At 68.8% G+C, this 17,266-nt stretch carries 17 protein-coding genes; 12 read left to right on the top strand and 5 right to left on the bottom strand.

The features are described from left to right. Nucleotides 1-27: 27 nt before the first annotated feature. The 5 genes from B4F19_RS06265 to B4F19_RS06245 are packed head-to-tail and all read left to right on the top strand — an operon-like array spanning nt 28 to nt 3,788. Nucleotides 28-822 carry a HesA/MoeB/ThiF family protein gene (locus B4F19_RS06265; RefSeq protein WP_292733469.1) on the top strand — a complete coding sequence of 265 codons (795 nt, stop codon included), beginning with the start codon at nt 28-30 and terminating at the stop codon, nt 820-822. Continuing rightward, nucleotides 819-2,039 (top strand): gephyrin-like molybdotransferase Glp, encoded by a 1,221-nt coding sequence (glp, locus tag B4F19_RS06260; protein WP_292733466.1) that lies wholly within the window; start codon nt 819-821, stop codon nt 2,037-2,039. The genes B4F19_RS06265 and glp overlap by 4 nt, the downstream gene beginning before the upstream one ends. Continuing rightward, the gene (gene moaC, locus B4F19_RS06255; RefSeq protein WP_292727728.1) at nt 2,036-2,506 is read left to right on the top strand and encodes a cyclic pyranopterin monophosphate synthase MoaC; all 471 of its coding nucleotides are present in this window, start codon (nt 2,036-2,038) and stop codon (nt 2,504-2,506) included. The genes glp and moaC overlap by 4 nt, the downstream gene beginning before the upstream one ends. Further along, the gene (locus B4F19_RS06250; RefSeq protein WP_349675944.1) at nt 2,488-3,555 is read left to right on the top strand and encodes a DUF6457 domain-containing protein; all 1,068 of its coding nucleotides are present in this window, start codon (nt 2,488-2,490) and stop codon (nt 3,553-3,555) included. Before moaC ends, B4F19_RS06250 begins: the two co-directional genes overlap by 19 nt. Further along, nucleotides 3,555-3,788 carry a MoaD/ThiS family protein gene (locus tag B4F19_RS06245; RefSeq protein WP_292727724.1) on the top strand — a complete coding sequence of 78 codons (234 nt, stop codon included), beginning with the start codon at nt 3,555-3,557 and terminating at the stop codon, nt 3,786-3,788. Before B4F19_RS06250 ends, B4F19_RS06245 begins: the two co-directional genes overlap by 1 nt. Before the next feature lie 152 nt (nt 3,789-3,940). On the opposite strand, the gene moaA is transcribed toward B4F19_RS06245, so the two are convergent. From moaA to B4F19_RS06225, 4 genes are read right to left on the bottom strand one after another with little or no spacing between them, the layout of a single operon-like run. Further along, nucleotides 3,941-5,041 carry a GTP 3',8-cyclase MoaA gene (gene moaA, locus B4F19_RS06240; RefSeq protein WP_228179471.1) on the bottom strand — a complete coding sequence of 367 codons (1,101 nt, stop codon included), beginning with the start codon at nt 5,039-5,041 and terminating at the stop codon, nt 3,941-3,943. Then, nucleotides 5,038-5,475, bottom strand: a complete 438-nt coding sequence (locus tag B4F19_RS06235) for a molybdenum cofactor biosynthesis protein MoaE (protein WP_228179470.1) — start codon at nt 5,473-5,475, stop codon at nt 5,038-5,040. Before B4F19_RS06235 ends, moaA begins: the two co-directional genes overlap by 4 nt. Next, nucleotides 5,475-6,002, bottom strand: a complete 528-nt coding sequence (locus B4F19_RS06230) for a MogA/MoaB family molybdenum cofactor biosynthesis protein (protein ID WP_292733460.1) — start codon at nt 6,000-6,002, stop codon at nt 5,475-5,477. The genes B4F19_RS06235 and B4F19_RS06230 overlap by 1 nt, the downstream gene beginning before the upstream one ends. Beyond that, a complete protein-coding gene (locus tag B4F19_RS06225; RefSeq protein ID WP_292733457.1) occupies nt 5,999-8,338 on the bottom strand; it encodes an FdhF/YdeP family oxidoreductase in 2,340 nt (779 codons plus the stop codon). The genes B4F19_RS06230 and B4F19_RS06225 overlap by 4 nt, the downstream gene beginning before the upstream one ends. Before the next feature lie 157 nt (nt 8,339-8,495). Here B4F19_RS06225 and fdhD point away from each other — a divergent pair, with 157 nt between their 5' ends. Then, entirely contained in the window at nt 8,496-9,374 is an 879-nt protein-coding gene (gene fdhD / locus B4F19_RS06220) for a formate dehydrogenase accessory sulfurtransferase FdhD (RefSeq protein WP_292733455.1), read from the top strand. Here the strand turns inward: fdhD and B4F19_RS06215 are convergent. Continuing rightward, entirely contained in the window at nt 9,317-10,801 is a 1,485-nt protein-coding gene (locus B4F19_RS06215) for a DHA2 family efflux MFS transporter permease subunit (protein WP_292733452.1), read from the bottom strand. The two genes, fdhD and B4F19_RS06215, sit on opposite strands and share 58 nt — an antisense overlap. 59 nt (nt 10,802-10,860) lie before the next feature. On the opposite strand from B4F19_RS06215, the gene B4F19_RS06210 reads away from it, so the two are divergent. The 6 genes from B4F19_RS06210 (at nt 10,861) to B4F19_RS06185 (ending at nt 17,230) form a co-directional block, all read left to right on the top strand. Then, nucleotides 10,861-11,478 (top strand): TetR/AcrR family transcriptional regulator, encoded by a 618-nt coding sequence (locus B4F19_RS06210; RefSeq protein WP_292733449.1) that lies wholly within the window; start codon nt 10,861-10,863, stop codon nt 11,476-11,478. A 169-nt stretch (nt 11,479-11,647) separates the two neighbouring features. After that, nucleotides 11,648-12,766 (top strand): GuaB3 family IMP dehydrogenase-related protein, encoded by a 1,119-nt coding sequence (locus B4F19_RS06205; protein WP_228179478.1) that lies wholly within the window; start codon nt 11,648-11,650, stop codon nt 12,764-12,766. Further along, nucleotides 12,763-13,605, top strand: coding sequence for an SURF1 family protein (locus B4F19_RS06200; RefSeq protein WP_292733447.1), 843 nt, complete (start codon nt 12,763-12,765; stop codon nt 13,603-13,605). Before B4F19_RS06205 ends, B4F19_RS06200 begins: the two co-directional genes overlap by 4 nt. A 9-nt stretch (nt 13,606-13,614) precedes the next feature. Next, nucleotides 13,615-14,151 carry a DUF3817 domain-containing protein gene (locus B4F19_RS06195; protein ID WP_292733444.1) on the top strand — a complete coding sequence of 179 codons (537 nt, stop codon included), beginning with the start codon at nt 13,615-13,617 and terminating at the stop codon, nt 14,149-14,151. Nucleotides 14,152-14,193: 42 nt separating this feature from the next. Then, nucleotides 14,194-15,777, top strand: a complete 1,584-nt coding sequence (gene guaA, locus B4F19_RS06190) for a glutamine-hydrolyzing GMP synthase (RefSeq protein WP_228179462.1) — start codon at nt 14,194-14,196, stop codon at nt 15,775-15,777. 34 nt (nt 15,778-15,811) lie between these two features. Next, on the top strand, nt 15,812-17,230 hold the full coding sequence (locus tag B4F19_RS06185) for a glycosyltransferase family 4 protein (RefSeq protein ID WP_292733439.1): 1,419 nt from the start codon (nt 15,812-15,814) through the stop codon (nt 17,228-17,230). The last annotated feature ends 36 nt before the right edge of the window (nt 17,231-17,266 follow it).

The following is a 17,266-nucleotide window of genomic DNA, read 5'->3' as shown; positions in this document are numbered from 1 at the left end:
GCGCCGGTGCGGGGCTAGCGTAGGGACATGTCACTTCCCCCGCTCGTCGAGCCCGTCGAGGCCCTGACGGATGCCGAACGCGACCGCACGGCGCGTCACCGCAAACTCTTCGCCATCGGCGACCTGGGTCAGCGCCGCCTCGCCGCGGCCCGCGTCGGGGTCGTGGGAGCCGGGGGACTCGGGTCATCCGTCATCCTGGCGCTTGCCGCGGCCGGCATCGGAACGATCGGCATCATCGACGACGACGTCGTGGACCTGACCAATCTGCACCGGCAGATCATTCACTCGGTCGAGACCGTGGGCGAGCCGAAGACGGAAAGTGCCGCGGCTCGTGCACGCGGCCTGGCACCCGACGCGCGTGTGATCGAACACCCGGTGCGCCTGACCGCGGCGAACGCGCGCGAGATCCTGTCTGACTACGACCTCGTGCTGGACGGGTCCGACACCTTCGAGACCCGCGACGTCGTGGATGCCGCAGCCGCAGAGCTCGGGCTGCCGGTCGTGTGGGGGAGCGTACTGGAGTTCTGGTCGCAGGTGACGGTGTTCTGGTCGGAGCCGCCGGCCGGCACCGATCCGGTGCGCCTGAGCGACCTGTTCCCGGCCGGTTCGACCGGACAGGTCGTCACGTGTGAGGACGTCGGGGTGCTCGCATCGGTGTGCATGCAGACCGGCTCGCTGATGGCATCCGAGGCGATCAAGCTCATCGTCGGCGAGGGGCGCCCGCTTCTGGGTCGGATCGCCGTCATCGACGCCCTCGCCGGAACGATGCGAGAACTCCCGGTCCGCTCGGCATCCGCCCTTTCTACGCCCGCCCACGTATGAGTTTCACTCGCACTGTCGCCGAGCATCGCCACGCGATCCTCGCGGCGACCACCGTCCTGACCGCGGTTCGGATGCCGATCACGGATGCCTGGGGTCGCACGACCGCGGAACCTGTTGTCGCAACGCTCGAGATCCCCGCCTTCGACAATTCCGCGATGGATGGCTACGCAGTACGAGCGGGCGACGGGGGTGGGCGGCGCACCGTCGTCGTGGATATCCCGGCAGGCGTCGCCCCCGGCGCGAGCATCGGCCCCGGGGAAGCGGCCCGGATCATGACGGGAGCGCCGCTTCCGGCCGGAGCCGATGCCATCGTCCCGCACGAACAGACCGCGGAGCCCTTCCGTGATGTCGCCCCCGGGTCGCTCATTCGCCTCGACGCGCAGCCGACGCCCGGCGCGCATATCCGCCGTCAAGGCGACGATGTCTCGGTCGGTGATGTCGTGGTTGCCGCGGGGGAGCGACTGGGTGCGTTGCAGCGATCGGCCGCGGCAGCGGCTGGTGCGGCATCCGTTCTGGTGCGCCCGGCTCCGCGCGTGGTTGTGATCGCCAGTGGGGATGAGTTGGTTGCGCCCGGGGAGCCCGTGGGGCCGGGGCAGATCCCCGAGTCGAACGGTCTGCTGCTCGACGGACTCGTGCGAGGCGCCGACGCTGTCGTCACCGAGCTCATCCGCGTCGGCGATGACCCGGCCGTGTTGCGGCGGGTGCTCGCTCGCGTCGAAGCCGACGCCCCGGATGCGATCGTGCTCACCGGTGGGGCAAGCGTCGGCGCCTACGAGGTGGTGCGGGACGTCCTCGAACCGACCGGCGTGCAGTTCCTCACCGTCGCGATGCAGCCCGGCAAGCCGCAGGGGCACGGCGCCATCGGCGGCATCCCGGTGTTCTGCCTGCCCGGGAACCCCGTGAGCGTCGCTGTGTCGTTCGAGGCCTTCGTGCGCCCGGCGCTGCTGCGGATGCAGGGAAGACGTGACGTGCTGCGCCCCGTCATCCGCCTGCGGGTATCGGACGGATGGCGAACCCCGCCAGCCCGCGAGCAGTTCATGCCCGTCGCCATCGATCGGTCCGACCCTGCGGCATGGACCGTTCGTCCCGCGACCGCCGGAGGATCTGGCTCCCACCGTGCCGGCGCACTCGCGCTCGCCGAGGCGTGGGCGGTGGTCCCGGCGTCCGTCGAGGAGGTAGCCGCCGGCGACCTCGTCGATGTCATGCTGGTGACATGAGTTTCACGCACCTCGACGAGTCCGGTCACGCCCGCATGGTGGATGTGACCGGCAAGCAGCCGACGGTGCGTGCCGCATCCGCCCGCGCCTTCGTCACGATGGCTCCAGACACCGTCGCGGCGCTGCGTGACGGCAGTGTGCCGAAGGGGGATGTGCTGGCCGTCTCGCGGATCGCCGGAATCCAGGCCGCCAAGCGCACACCCGAGCTGCTTCCGCTCGCGCACGTGATCGGGGTCCACGGTGTCGTCGTGGACCTGCAGATCGAGGACGCCGGGGTGAGCATCACGGCGACGGTGCGCACTGCTGACCGCACCGGGGTCGAGATGGAGGCGCTCACCGCCGTGACCGTCGCCGCGCTCTCGGTGGTCGACATGGTCAAGGGCATCGACCGCACCGTCACGATCACGGATGCCTGCATCACCGCCAAGGAGGGCGGCCGCTCAGGATCGTGGACACGCGAGGAGTGACGCCCGGAAGCGGCCAGGATTCGGCTTCGACGCCGGGCCTACCTGCGCCCGTCGCGGGCTCGCGAGCGCGGCTCGGCGCGATCATCTTGTCGGGAGGCCGAGCATCACGGATGGGCGGGGTCGATAAGACCGCCCTGACGGTAGCGGGGCGGTCACTGCTCAGCCGCACGGTCCGGGCCGCAGGGGCTGTGTGCGACGGCACAGTCGTCGTCGTCGGTGCGCCGCCCGTGGACCCTGCGGCGGGGCACGAGCTCGTCGACAGCGAGCCGAACGCAGGATCAATCCCGCTCGAAGCGGCGTCAGCGGATGCGGATACGTCTCTCATCCTGCGTTCGGGACCGTCACATCTCGTGGTGATGCGCGAGGAACCGGCAGGAGGCGGGCCGGTAGCGGCGATCGCCGCGGCGATCGGCCGCGTGGAGGCCGACGAGGTCCTGCTGCTGGCCGGTGACCTCGCCGCGGGCGATCGCGCCGTGGCGGCCCTTCTCGCGGCGGGCCTCGATGACGCCGCGGGAGCCGACGGGGTCGTGCTCGTGGACCGTGCCGGTCGCCGCCAGTGGCTCTGTGCACGGATTCGGACGCAGGCGCTCGTCGACGCTGCCGCGCGACAAACAGAGCCGGTGGGTGCGCGGATGAGCGACCTGTTCGCCGACCTGCGATGTCGGTATCTGCCGGATACAACTGGGGTGACGACCGACGTCGACACATGGCAGGATCTCTCCCGTGCCCGGTCTCGAGAGTCAGGAGCCAGCATGAACGACCGCACCCTTCCGCCCGAAGCACTCGATGAGTGGTCCTCGGTGCTGCGTGATCGCTTCGGGTTGGATGCCGAGCAGGTGCCGATCGCGCTCGTGCTCGACCTCGCACGCGATGTCGCGCATGACGTTGCACGCCCCGCCGCGCCTCTGAGCGCCTTCGTCGCGGGGCTGGTTGCCGGCCGTGCAGGCGGCAGCCCCGAGGATACGGCGGCTGCCCTCGCCGAGGTCGTCGCGCTCGCCGACGCGTGGGCGGAAGGGCGTGCCCCCCACAGCGGCGGGGGCGGAGTCTGATGGCGACGGTTCGTTACTTTGCCGGCGCGGCTGAAGCGGCCGGTGCCGAGGAGGAGGTCCGCGGCGAGCAGACGTTAGACGCCCTGCGCGCTGCGGTGGTCACCGACCACGAACGCCTCGGATTCGTGCTGCCGCGGTGTGCGGTGCTCGTCAACGGAGAGCGCACGGATGCCGATATGCCGCTGTCGGCATCCGATGTCGTCGACATCTTGCCGCCCTTCGCCGGCGGCTGAGCGCGCCCGAACTTCGCCGGATCTTGGCCGCTGAACCCACAGGTCTCGCGCCGACCCCACACGTTCTTGGGTGCGGAAGGCGTGGGGTCGGCGCGGAGGTTGTGGGTTCGCGGAAGGTGCGGGCCCGCAGCGGAAGGGTGCGGATGCCGGGGTCAGCCGCCGATCGCGCTCATGGGGCGCTGGGGCTGCAGGAATCCGGGGTCGTCGATGCCGTGGCCTGCGCGCTTGCCCGCGATCGACCGGCGTAGCAGGTCGGCTATGGCGTCGTCATCCGCGGGCGAGCTGCCCTCCGCGCCGCGCAGGAGCGGCAGCAGATCGGACTCCTCGCGGGCGAACAGGCAGTTGCGGATCTGCCCGTCGGCAGTCAACCGCACCCTGTCGCACGCACCGCAGAACGGCGCTGACACCGACGCGATGAGCCCGACCGTGGTCGGTCCGCCATCAACGAGGTAGTCCTGCGACGGCGACGAACCGCGCTCGCCGATCGGCGTGAGCGTGAAGCGCCGCGTGAGCTTGTCGAGGATCTCACCCGCATCGACCATCTCGGAGCGAGACCACGTGTGGCCGGCATCCAGCGGCATCTGCTCGATGAACCGCATTTGAGCCCCGTTGTCGACCGCGAACTGCACCAGGTCGACGATCTCGTCGTCGTTGACGCCGCGCATCGGCACCGCGTTGAGCTTGAGGGGTGCGAAGCCGGCACGGCGGGCGGCACGGATGCCGGACAAGACGTCATCCAGACGGTCGCGGCGCGTCAGCTCAGCGAAGCGGTCGCGGCGCAGCGTGTCGATCGACACGTTCACCCGCGCAAGACCGGCCTCGCGTAGCGGCTCGGCAAGCTCGGGGAGCTTCAGTCCGTTGGTGGTCATCGACACCTCGAGCGGACCCGCGACGCCCTCGATCGCGGCGACACGCCGAACGACGTCCACGATGTCGCGACGCAGCAGCGGCTCCCCGCCGGTCAGTCGAACCTCGACGATCCCGAGGCTTGCGAGCACTCCCGCGACCCGCACGATCTCGTCTGTCGTCAGGATGCTGCTCTTCGCGAGCCACTCGACGCCCTGCTCCGGCATGCAGTAGGTGCAGCGGAGCGAACACCGGTCAGTCAGCGAGATGCGCAGGTCCCGGTGCACCCGGCCGAACCTGTCGACCAACTGCCCGCGCGAGCCGGGCGCCGCCCGCTCGGCGTACGTCGCATCAACGCCGCCGGGGCGAGCGAGCGTCGTCGGCAGGGGCAGGGGAACGGCACTCATGCGTCGAGTCCCACCCAGCTCGCGGTGCCGTCGTGCTCGTGCTGGCGCTTCCAGATCGGTAGGTCGGTCTTGATGCGCTCGATCAGTGCCCGGCACACCTCGAATGCGGGAGCGCGGTGGGCGCTTGAGACCGCGACGACGACGGCGAGATCGCCGACACCGAGCTTTCCGATGCGGTGCGTGACGGCGATGGCGCACTCGGCCTCAGTCTCCGCGAGACATGACGCCGCGATACCGCCCAGGATCCGCTCGGCGTCCGGATGTGACGAGTACTCGAGCAGCGTCACCTCACCGCGTGCGCCCGGATCGTGGTCGCGGACCGTGCCGACGAAGGTCGCAATCCCGCCGGCGGTCGGACCCGACACCGCCGCGATGTGCGCAGCGAGGTCGAGGGGCTCATCGCTGATCCGCGCGATCCGTATGGCGTCTGCCATCAGTGATCCCCGCCCGTGAGCTGGTCCAGAACGTGCGGCAGCAGCGGGAGCAGCGTCTCGAGGCCCTCGGCGGCGCCGCGCGTCGACCCGGGCAGATTCGCGATCACGGCGCCTGGCCCGTCGACGACACCGACGATCCCGCGCGAGAGCGCCGCCATCGGCGTGGATGCCGCGCCCTCGCGCCGCAACACCTCGGCAAGGCCCGGAACCTCCCGGTCGATCACGGCCCGGGTCGCTTCGGGGGTGCGATCGCGGGGGCCCACTCCGGTGCCGCCGGTCGTGATGATCACCCGGGCACCGGCATCCAGCCCGCGACGGATGCCGCCGGCAACCGAGTCCTGCCCGTCGGCCACGACGATCGCCGCGTCGCACACGTACCCAGCCTCGCCGAGTCGTCGAACAAGAGCCGGTCCTGTCGCATCCGGACGCTCCCCGGATGCCGCGCGGTCAGATGCCGTCACGACGGCAGCGCGGACCACTGCCCCGCCCGGGGGCGCAGCAGTGGCGGCATCCGGGGCGGCTGTCACGAGCTCGGCTGTTCCGAACCCCGGCGCTCGAGCCGGATGATGACGGACTTCGAGGTCGGCGTGCCCGATCCGTCGGCCGTCGAGTCCAGCGGAACGAGCACGTTCGTCTCGGGGTAGTAGGCGGCGGCGTTTCCGACGGGGGTGTCGTAGTGCACCACCCGGAACTCCTCTGCACGCCGCTCGGTTCCGTCGGTCCACACCGATACGAGGTCGACGATCTCGCCGTCGGCGACGCCCGCGGCTTCGGCATCCGTGCTGTTCACGAGTACGACGCGACGCCCGTCACGGATGCCGCGGTACCGGTCATCCTTGCCGTAGATCGTGGTGTTGTACTGGTCGTGGCTGCGCAGGGTCTGCAGCAGCAGGTGGCCCTCGGGGATCTTCGGATACTCGAGTTCGTTGGCCGTGAAGATCGCCTTACCCGTCACCGTGGTGAAGCGGCGCTCGTCGCGGGGGCCATTCGGGAGGAAGAAGGTGCGGCCCTTTGCGATGCGCGCCTCGTAATCGTCGAACCCGGGAACGACTGCCTCGATGTGCGCGCGCACTGTTGCGTAGTCGGCTTCGATGGCCTTCCAATCGGCCTGCGGAGCGTTCGGTAGGGCGTTGGGCCCTGCGAACAGGCGCTCGGCGATCCGTGCCACGATCGCCACCTCCGACAGCATGTCGTCGGCGGGGGGTTTCAGGCGCCCGCGCGAGGCGTGGACGGCGCCCATCGAGTCCTCGACCGTCACGCGCTGGTCGATTCCGCCGCGATGGTCGCGATCGGTGCGGCCGAGGGTCGGCAGGATGACGGCGCGTGTGCCGGTCACGAGGTGCGAGCGGTTGAGTTTGGTCGAGACCTCGACCGTCAAGCGCAGGTTTCGCATGGCGGCTTCGGTCACGGCGGTGTCGGGGGTGGCCGACACGAAGTTGCCGCCCATGCCCATGAAGAAGTGCGCCTTGCCGTCACGCATCGCCCGGATCGCCTCGACGGTGTCGTAGCCGTGCTTGCGAGGAGCGTCGAACGAGAACTCCGCATCGAGCGCCTTCAGGAACGGCTCGGGCATCTTCTCGTAGATCCCCATGGTGCGATCGCCCTGCACGTTGGAGTGCCCGCGCACCGGGCACACCCCAGCGCCCGGGCGCCCGACGTTCCCCTGCAGGAGGAGCAGGTTGACCACATCGCGCAGCGTCGCGACCGAATGCTTGTGCTGGGTCAGGCCCATCGCCCAGCACACGATCGTCGCGGGGGACGCGATCACAAGATCGCCGATCTCCCGCATCCGTGCTTCGGTGAGCCCCGTCGCGGTCTCGAACTCGCTCCAGGATGCCGCCTGAATCAGGTCTGCGTAGGCGGCAAAGTCGCTGGTGTGCTGCGTCAAGAAGTCGGCATCCAGGATGCCGGGCTCGCCAGCCTCGATGCGACGCTCGTGCTGCTCGAGCAGGTGCTTGGCCAGCGCCTGGAACAGGGCCTGGTCGCCGCCCATCCGGATCTGTACGAACTGATCGGCGATCGGGGTGCCGTCACCGATCACGCCACGCGGGATCTGCGGGTTCTTGAACCGCATGAGGCCGGCCTCGGGAAGAGGGTTCACGGCGACGATCGTCGCGCCCTTCATCTTCGCCTTCTCGAGGGCGCTCAGCATGCGCGGGTGGTTGGTGCCGGGGTTTTGCCCCGCGACGATGATGAGGCTGGCGTTGTGGATGTCTTCGATCGACACCGTGCCCTTGCCGATGCCGAGCGTCTGCGACAGCGCGACGCCGCTTGACTCGTGGCACATGTTCGAGCAGTCGGGGAGGTTGTTGGTGCCCAGGCCCCTCACCAGCAGTTGGTAGAGGAAGGCTGCCTCGTTCGAGGTTCGGCCGGAGGTGTAGAAGATCGCCTCATCGGGGCTGTCGAGCCCGCGCAATTCGTCGGCGATCAGGTCGAGCGCTTCGTCCCAGCTGGCAGGACGGTAATGCGTGGCCCCCTCGTCGAGAATCATCGGTTCGACCAGGCGCCCCTGCTGTCCGAGCCAATAGTCGTCGTGCTCGAGAAGATCGGCGATCGAGTGCTTCGCGAAGAAATCAGCAGAGACACGGCGCACGGTGGCCTCCTCGGCCACGGCCTTCGCGCCGTTCTCGCAGAACTCGGCGATGTGACGCTTGTCTTCCTCGGGCCACGCGCAGCCGGGGCAGTCGAACCCGTCCTTCTGGTTCACCCGCAGCAGCGTCCGGGCGCTGCGCACGAGGCCCATCTGCTCGATCGACATCTCGAGGGCGTGCATCACGGCGGGAACGCCGACAGCTTCGGTCGCGGGCGCCGAGACACGGAGCTTCGACTCGTCGATATCTGCGGTGGGGGCGGACTTTGCCATGGTGGATTCTCCGGGTGGACTCTCCGGCGGGAGCGGCTCATCCTCTCCACGCCGCCGGTCGACGTCGACCTGTTCTCCCGAGACTAACGCCGATCCTCGGCATCGGGCCCCGTCGCGCAGGTGCGGGGCACAATGGGAGCTGAACGAAGGGGTCCGGATGGCAACAGGGATGACGCGGCACCGCGTGACCCGCGTGCGGTGGAACGACGGCGCGGATGCCGCAACCACATCGACGCGGGAGGATGTCGTGGCCCGCGAAGAGCCGCTCGAGATCCGGATCGACGGCACGTCGTGGTCGGTGACGATGCGCACTCCCGGCGACGATTTCGACCTCGTGGCCGGCTTCCTGGTTTCGGAGGGTGTCATCGCCGCGCGCGATGAACTCGCCTCGCTGCGCTACTGTGCCGGATTCGATGAGTTCGGTCGCCGGGAAGAGAACACCTACAACGTCATCGACGCCGTCCTCGGCCGGGGCGCCATTCCCCCGAGGGATGCCCATGCTCGCCATTCCACGACGACCTCAGCCTGCGGTATCTGCGGCACCACCTCGATTGAGGCTGTCAGCAAGCAATCGCGTTTCGACGTGGCCGGCGACGGCATCCGGGTCGATGCCGGCATCCTGGCGCGTCTTCCCGAGGTGCTGCGGCAGAGCCAGGCCCTGTTCGATCGGACCGGCGGCGTCCACGCGGCGGGCCTCTTCACCGCTGAGGGGGAGTTGTTGTGCCTGCGTGAGGACGTCGGGCGCCACAATGCCGTCGACAAGATCGTCGGGTGGGCGGTGCGCGAAGACCGACTGCCGCTCTCGGGAACAGTGCTGCAGGTGTCGGGGCGTGCGTCGTTTGAACTCGTCCAGAAGGCGCGGCTCGCCGGCATCCCGGTGCTCGCCGCCGTCAGCGCGCCCTCGTCTCTCGCGGTGGATCTCGCGGCGGCATCCGGGATGACGCTCGTCGGCTTCAGCCGCGGTTCAAGCCTCGCGATCTACACCTGCCCCGAGCGCGTGCTCGTGCCGGCGACAGCCGAGGTCGCGACCGGCTGAGTCGGCGACTGTGCAGAGCGTCCTGCTGGCAGCCACAGCGCGGCGATCGCGCTGACCACCAGCACGATCCCCCCGACGAAGACGGCCGGCCGCGCCGCCTCGACGTAGAGGTCGGGGATCAGCTCGCCACCCGCGCCGAGGAAGATCGCCGTCAGCACGGCGGTCCCCAGGGCCAGTCCGATCTCGCGCACCGTCGAGTTGACCCCGGATGCTTTCGCGTGATCGACGATGCCGAGGGTCGCCAGCAGGGCCGTCGCCGACGGCGCGAACATGAGGCCCATCCCGACACCGGCAATCACGAAGGGGGTGATCATCGCGGCGTAGGGGGTGTCGAGATCCAGGATGGCGGCGAGCCAGATCAGCGCTGTCGCTTGCATGACGAGCCCCACGACCATCAGGATGCGGGTGCCGATGCGCGGCGCGATCAGGCCTGCGAGCGGCGCGATCACCATCGGCGCCAGGGTCCACGGCGTCGTGCGCACCGCGGCTTCCCAGGGGGAGGCACCCTGCACGACCTGCATGTACTGGATGAGCAGGAAGATCGCGCCGAAGGTGCCGAAACTGAAGCCGAAGCCCGCGATGTTGGTGACGGTGAAGCTGCGGTCACGGAACAGCCGCATCGGAACGAGGGGCGCTGACGTGCGGGCCTGCCAGGCGACGAATCCAGCCAGGAGCGCCATGCCTGCGACAAGCTCCGCGATGACTCCAAACGAGCCCCAGCCATCGTCGTTGCCGCGAACTATCGCGTGGACAAGCAGGACGACGCTCGGTGCGATCATGACGGCGCCGAGGAGGTCGAGTCGCACGCGTGCTCCACGGTCATTGCGCAGCGCCCACAGCGCGAAGGGGATGGCGAGGATCGCGATGGGAACGTTCAGCCAAAAGATCGCCTGCCAGTTCCAGCCCTCCATGATCGCACCGCCGACGAGTGGACCGACGGCGACGCCGAGACCCGAGACGCCACCCCAGATCCCGATCGCGAGCGGACGGCGCTCGGGAGCGACACCGCCCGAGAGCAGCGCGAGCGACAGGGGGAAGATGCCGGCCCCGCCGAGCCCCTGGACGGCGCGAGCGACGATCAACTGCGAAGGATCGGTGCTCAGAGCGGCGAATACCGAACCGATCCCGAACACGGCGATTCCGATCGCGAAGACCGTGCGGCGCCCGTATCGATCGCCGAGGGCGGATGCCAGCAGGATCGCTCCGGCAAAGGCCAGCGTGTAGGCGTTCACGAACCACTGCAGCTCTTCGACGCTCGCGCCGAGGTCGCGGTGGAGCACCGGCAGGGCGTTGGTCATCACGAGGTTGTCGAGCGTGGCCATGAACATCGGAACCGACGCGGCCGCGACCACCAGGCCGAATGCACGATGCCGCGGTGCGGTGAGGTGCGAGGGCGGCGCAGGAGCCGGATCGAGCGTGGTGGTCACGGGATGCCTCCGTTGATGTAATCGGATGATTACTTGGACTGTAGTAATCGACTGATAACATGTCAAGCATGGTTCAGACCGGCACGCAACGACGCATGAGTTCCGATGAGCGCCGCGCCGAAATCCTGCTGGCGGCTCACGCTGTGTTCGGTGCCCGCGGGTACGAAGGAGCTACCACAGACGAGGTAGCTCGCGCCGCCGGCGTGAGTCAGCCGTACGTGGTCAGGTTGTTCGGAACGAAGGAATCGCTGTTCCTTGCCGTATTGCACGACGCTCTCGATCAACTGCTCGACGGATTCCGCGCCGAACTCGACGCCCCCGCCGACGCTCCGGCGCAGGAGCGTATGGGGGCTGTCTATCTTCGGCTTCTCCAGGTGCGGGGACTCCACCAGACCCTCTCGCACGCGTTCCTTCTCGGCGGTCATCCGGTGATCGGACCCGCCGCCCGCCAGGGCTTCGTGAAGGTCTGGCGCTTCCTCCGCGACGAGGCCGGATTCGATGCCGACACCGCCCAATCGTTCCTTGCGGAGGGGATGCTGATCAACACCATGATCGGGCTGCGCCTCATCGACGAGGTGGACGCCGATGACGGCATCCATGAGCTGTTCGAGACGTGCTTCCCGACCACGATGCGCGCCGTCCGCGACGTCGCACCCCGCGGCAACGAACCGTGGTGATGGCTGTGCGGCGCCTCTTCCGGAGCGGCGAACCCACACCTTTCGCCGCGAACCCACGCGATCCGGCGCGTATCGCGTGTGGGGTGGGACCGAAACGTGTGGGTTCGGCGCGGGGCTGGGATCACGCGCGGTATCGCCACACCCCACCGGTAGGCTGGGGCGCGTGACCATGGAGATCGAGATCGGCCGCGCCAAGCGGGCTCGCCGCGCGTACTCGTTCGACGACATCGCCGTCGTTCCCTCGCGCCGCACCCGCAATCCCGAGGATGTCTCGACCGCATGGTCGATCGACGCGTTCCAGTTCGACATCCCGGTGCTCGGCGCCCCGATGGATTCGGTTGTGAGCCCGCAGACGGCGATCATGCTCGGTCAGCTCGGCGGACTCGGTGTCCTCGATCTCGAGGGGCTCTGGACCCGGTACGACGACCCCGAGCCGCTGCTGGCTGAGATCGCGTCTCTCGACGAGGCGACGGCAACCTGCCGGATGCAGGAGCTCTACTCCGAGCCGATCAAGCCCGAGCTCATCCGTGAGCGACTGCAGCAGATCCGTGACGCCGGAGTCACGGTGGCCGGTGCTTTGACTCCGCAGCGCACCCAGCAGCTGTACGAAACCGTGGTCGCCGCGGGTGTGGACCTGTTCGTCATCCGTGGCACGACGGTTTCGGCCGAGCACGTCTCGAGCGTCGACGAGCCCCTCAACCTCAAGAAGTTCATCTACGACCTCGACGTGCCTGTCATCGTCGGCGGTGCTGCGACCTACACGGCAGCCCTGCACCTCATGCGCACGGGCGCCGCGGGCGTGCTCGTCGGCTTCGGCGGGGGCGCAGCCTCGACGACGCGCGGGGTTCTCGGCATCCACGCCCCGATGGCCACGGCGGTAGCCGACGTCGCCGGCGCGCGCCGCGACTACCTCGACGAGTCGGGCGGGCGCTACGTCCACGTCATCGCCGATGGCGGTGTGGGAACGTCAGGCGACATCGTCAAGGCGCTCGCGATGGGAGCGGATGCCGTCATGCTCGGCGTCGCTCTCTCGCGGGCAACCGACGCCCCCGGTCGTGGATACCACTGGGGGCCGGAGGCTCACCACTCGAAGCTCCCGCGCGGTCGCCGCGTGAAGGTGGATCAGGTGACGAACCTCGAATCCGTGCTCTACGGTCCGGCTCCGGTGGCTGACGGAACCGCGAACCTGATCGGGGCGCTGAAGAAGTCGATGGCCACGACCGGGTACTCCGATCTCAAGGAGTTCCAGCGCGTCGAGGTGGTCGTCGCGCCGTATACGGGCGGATGACAGACCAGACAGTCTTTCCCCCGACCCTGCGGGAGGTCATGCTCCGACCCCGCTGGATCGGCGTCCTGCTGCTCGCGCTCGTCGTAGCGGGGGTGTTCGCGTGGCTCGGGCAGTGGCAGCTCTCGCGCGCTATCGACACCGACCCACTCCCGCCCGGGACCACCGAAGAGGTCAGGCCGCTCGCCGAGATCGCCGGGCCCGGCGAGTACCTTCCCGAGCCGCTCGTGGGCCAGCGCGTCGAGGTGACGGGCACGTGGGTTCCCGAGGATTTCCTTGTCGTTTCGTCGCGCTTCAACGACGGCGTCGAAGGCTTCTGGGTCACCGGTCAGCTGCGTATCGCCGACACCGCGACGCCGACATCCGTGGCCGTCGCCGTCGGCTGGGCGCCGACGCTCACCGTCGCCGAATCCGCCGCCGAGGCGCTCGAGCAGACTGCGGTCGCGGGGGAGTCCGTGACGGTCGTCGGTCGGTTGATCTCGGACGAGGGTCCGGTGCCGCCGCCGCGCGGCGAGCCGCCGTTCACGATGACACGGATGTCGCCGGCGGCGCTCCTGTCGCAGTGGCACGACACCGCGGGCCTGGACGTCTATCGCAGCTACATCGCCTCGCAGTCTGCGCCGGCGGGCCTTGTGGACATCGCCTCGCCCGCGCCGGATGCCGGGTCCACAGTCAACTGGCTGAACATCTTCTACGCCGCCGAGTGGGTGGTCTTCGCCGGCTTCGCCTTCTATTTCTGGTACCGCCTCGCCAAGGATGCGTGGGAGAAGGAAGTCGAAGAGCTCGAGGATGCCGCAGCCGCGGCATCCTCGTCGGGAAGCGCGACCGCAACCGGCGACTAGAATGGGCCCATGCCCCGTGAGCCGAAACCGTCGTCTTTCCCGGCCATTCGCGGAGCCTTGACCTTCTACCAGGTCGCCTCGATCATCACCGGTGTCATGCTGCTCCTGCTGCTGGCCGAGATGATCCTCAAGTACTCGCCGCTGCACGTCGAACTGTTCGCCGGCGGGTCCGGTGGCTTCCTCTGGTTCGCACCGGTGCTGGTCGGGCCCGGATGCGAGTGGTACTCGCTCTTCGTGCCCGGGGGTCTGGGCTGCGACCTCGAGTCGGCGGGCGACGGCGTCAATGTGTCGCTGTCGATCCTCGTCGGCCACGGCTGGTTCTACGTCGTGTACCTCTTCGCGTGCTTCCGCATCTGGAGCCTGATGCGGTGGCGGTTCGGTCGGTTCATCGCCCTCGCGCTGGGCGGAATCGTCCCGTTCCTGTCGTTCTTCATGGAGGCACGGGTCGCCCGTGAGGTCAAGACGTACCTTGCTGCGCGCGAGTCCGAGAACCACGATCTCGCCGAACACTCCAGCGTGACCCGCCAGAACCCCACAGTGTCCTGACCTTCGCTCCTGGGTTCCAGGGGCGCCGACCGAAAGCATCCGGTGACAGAACAGACCGAGACCTCGCAGCGACCCGTCCTCGTCGTCGACTTCGGCGCGCAGTACGCCCAGCTCATTGCCCGTCGCGTGCGCGAAGCGGGCGTCTACAGCGAGCTGGTTCCGCACACCGCGACAGCTGAAGAGATTGCCGCAAAAGATCCGATCGGCATCATCCTGTCGGGCGGACCGTCATCGGTGTACGAGCCTGGCGCGCCGACGCTCGACCCGGCGGTGTTCGACCTGGGCGTTCCGACCCTTGGCATCTGCTACGGATTCCAGGTCATGGCGCAGGCGCTCGGTGGCGTCGTTGCGAACACGGGGCTGCGCGAGTACGGGGCGACGGACGCCAGCATCATCCGTGACGAGAGCGTACTGTTCGATGGCCAGCCCGCGGAGCAGAACGTCTGGATGAGCCATGGTGACCAGGTGTCCGAAGCCCCCGCCGGGTTCGAGGTGCTCGCCCGCACCGGTGCCACCCCGGTCGCCGCTTTCGGCAACGACGCTCGCCGCATGTACGGTGTGCAGTGGCATCCCGAGGTCAAGCACTCCGACCACGGGCAGCGCATCATCGAGAACTTCCTGCACAAGGCTGCGGGCCTCCCCGCAGACTGGAACAGCGGCAACGTCATCGCCGAGCAGGTCGATCGGATCCGCGCGCAGGTCGGCTCGGGTCGTGTGCTCTCGGCGCTGTCGGGCGGAGTCGACTCGGCTGTCTCGACGGCCCTCGTTCACAAGGCAGTCGGCGACCAGCTCGTTGCCGTGTTCGTCGACCACGGCCTGCTGCGCAAGGGCGAACGCGAACAGGTCGAGCAGGATTACGTAGCCTCGACCGGTGTGCGCCTCGTGACCGTCGACGCCCGCGAGACGTTCCTCGAGGCCCTCGCCGGCGTCAGCGATCCCGAAGAGAAGCGCAAGATCATCGGTCGCGAGTTCATCCGTGCGTTCGAGCGGGTGCAGCGCGAGCTCGTGGATGAGGCCAAGGCCGACGGCGAACCCATCCGCTTCCTCGTGCAGGGCACCCTGTATCCGGATGTCGTCGAGTCCGGTGGCGGGGCTGGAACCGCCAACATCAAGAGCCACCACAATGTCGGTGGGCTGCCCGAAGACCTCCAGTTCGAGCTCGTCGAGCCCCTTCGCACCCTCTTCAAAGACGAGGTACGCGCCATCGGCCGCGAGCTCGGACTTCCCGAGGTCATCGTCGGTCGCCAGCCCTTTCCGGGGCCCGGTCTTGGCATCCGTATCGTGGGCGAGGTCACCGCTGACCGTCTCGAGATCCTGCGTGATGCCGACGCCATCGCTCGCGAAGAGCTGACGAAGGCGGGGCTGGATGCCGAGATCTGGCAGTGCCCGGTCGTGCTCCTCGCCGACGTGCGGTCGGTGGGTGTCCAGGGCGACGGGCGTACGTACGGGCATCCGATCGTGCTGCGTCCCGTCTCGAGCGAAGATGCGATGACCGCCGACTGGACGCGGTTGCCGTACGACGTTCTCTCCCGCATCTCGAACCGCATCACGAATGAGGTGCGTGAGGTCAATCGCGTCGTGCTGGATGTCACCTCCAAGCCCCCGGGGACTATCGAGTGGGAGTGACGCTTGCGGCGTTCCCGCTCGACGGAGGTGCTGTGTGGAACTCGACCGCGGGAGCGGGCGAGTGGGAGTAGCCCCCGGCGGCGGCGCGTTGCCGGCGGCGCGGTACCTGATTCTCGCGTCCCGGCTCGTTCCTGACCGCGACGGTGGTTTCACGATTTCGGTGCTCCGGCGGGCCATCGACATGGCCGCGGCAGGCGCTGACGTCACGCTCCTGACCGTCGACCCCGGTGAGACCGCCGACCACGACGCTCATCGAGCCGAGTGGGTGCGTAGGGGGCTCCTGGGAAGCCGGGAGAGCCTTCGGAATCTGTTCGATGACGTACGCTCGGATCCGTCCTGGCTGCGGCGTGCGGCGACTCCGGGGCCGGTGCCGTCATCCCCGTGGCCGACGCGGCCGATCGTCGATGACTCGGGCGCGCCGGTGCTCGACCTGCCGGTTGTGAGTGGTGACGCCGCGTGGCACCTGACTGACGCTCCGGTTCGGGTCTACGACAAGGGCGCCGTGATCGGATGGCTGCCGGGGTTCGGCGGTCTTTACCGTGCCTGGGTGAACGCCGTCGCGGCCGAAGCCACCCCAGGCCAATATCGAGTGCCGGTGGTGCTGTGCGAGGCGCGGCAGATCGGGGAGACCCTGGTAACCGCAGGGGATCCGCCGCTGGATGCCGGCATCCGCGTGCTGCACACGACGCACGCCTGCCATGTGCTCTCTCCGTTCCGATGGGACTCGCCGATGGATGCCGCGTGGGAGCGGTGGTTCGAAATCGCCGACCGGTTCGACGGTGTGCTGTGGCTCACGCCCTCACAACGCGACGACGTCGAGCGCCGCTTCGGCGCGCAGCGGCTGCGATCGTTCGTCGTGCCGCATCCTGCGCCGGTCGTGTCGGCGCCGAGCGATCCTGTTTCTGGTCGCATCGTCATCCTGAACTCGCTCATTCCTCGGAAGCGTGTCGATCATGTGCTGCGGGCGCTTCCTGCGGTTCGTGCCGCGGTGCCTGCCGCGCACCTATTCGTGTACGGCGACGGCGCTTCGGGCGCCGAACTGCGCGCTCTCGCGACCGAGCTGGGCGTTGAGGATGCTGTCAAGTGGATCGGCCACGTCGCCGATCCTGAGACGCAGGCGTGGGCATCCGCCGATGCGCTTGTGCTCGCCAGCACGAACGAGGGACAGCCGCTGGTGGTGCTCGAGGCGCTGGCTGCAGGCGTGCCCGTCGTCGCGTACGACATGCCCTACGGGCCCCGCGACACCCTCGCGGACGGGGGCGGGGTGCTCGTCCCCGATGGCGACATTGACGCCCTCGCCGCAGCGCTCATTGACGTGCTCTCGCATAGCGAGCGCCGTGCGGAGCTTTCGGCCTCGGGACGAGCAGCTGCCGCGGCGATGGACGCCGCGGCATCCATGCGTGCACTCGGTACGGCCGTTCGCGCCGCCCTCGCTGATCCCGTCAGCCGTTGACACCCGCCCGCGCCCCGCGGGCACTCGGATGCAGAA

Origin of the sequence: Microbacterium sp. UBA1097 (genome assembly GCF_002313585.1) — a bacterium.
Taxonomy (GTDB): Bacteria; Actinomycetota; Actinomycetes; order Actinomycetales; family Microbacteriaceae; genus Microbacterium.
Note: the sequence above shows the minus strand (reverse complement) of the source record. Positions and strands in the feature narration are given on the sequence as shown.

What these genes read in the sequence shown, in the direction of transcription:
- B4F19_RS06265 (WP_292733469.1), top strand. Translation starts at nt 28, where the DNA reads ATGTCACTTCCCCCGCTCGTCGAGCCCGTCGAGGCCCTGACGGATGCC.
- glp (WP_292733466.1), top strand. Translation starts at nt 819, where the DNA reads ATGAGTTTCACTCGCACTGTCGCCGAGCATCGCCACGCGATCCTCGCG.
- moaC (WP_292727728.1), top strand. Translation starts at nt 2,036, where the DNA reads ATGAGTTTCACGCACCTCGACGAGTCCGGTCACGCCCGCATGGTGGAT.
- B4F19_RS06245 (WP_292727724.1), top strand. Translation starts at nt 3,555, where the DNA reads ATGGCGACGGTTCGTTACTTTGCCGGCGCGGCTGAAGCGGCCGGTGCC.
- moaA (WP_228179471.1), bottom strand. Translation starts at nt 5,041, where the DNA reads ATGAGTGCCGTTCCCCTGCCCCTGCCGACGACGCTCGCTCGCCCCGGC.
- B4F19_RS06235 (WP_228179470.1), bottom strand. Translation starts at nt 5,475, where the DNA reads ATGGCAGACGCCATACGGATCGCGCGGATCAGCGATGAGCCCCTCGAC.
- B4F19_RS06225 (WP_292733457.1), bottom strand. Translation starts at nt 8,338, where the DNA reads ATGGCAAAGTCCGCCCCCACCGCAGATATCGACGAGTCGAAGCTCCGT.
- fdhD (WP_292733455.1), top strand. Translation starts at nt 8,496, where the DNA reads ATGGCAACAGGGATGACGCGGCACCGCGTGACCCGCGTGCGGTGGAAC.
- B4F19_RS06210 (WP_292733449.1), top strand. Translation starts at nt 10,861, where the DNA reads ATGTCAAGCATGGTTCAGACCGGCACGCAACGACGCATGAGTTCCGAT.
- B4F19_RS06205 (WP_228179478.1), top strand. Translation starts at nt 11,648, where the DNA reads ATGGAGATCGAGATCGGCCGCGCCAAGCGGGCTCGCCGCGCGTACTCG.
- B4F19_RS06200 (WP_292733447.1), top strand. Translation starts at nt 12,763, where the DNA reads ATGACAGACCAGACAGTCTTTCCCCCGACCCTGCGGGAGGTCATGCTC.
- B4F19_RS06195 (WP_292733444.1), top strand. Translation starts at nt 13,615, where the DNA reads ATGCCCCGTGAGCCGAAACCGTCGTCTTTCCCGGCCATTCGCGGAGCC.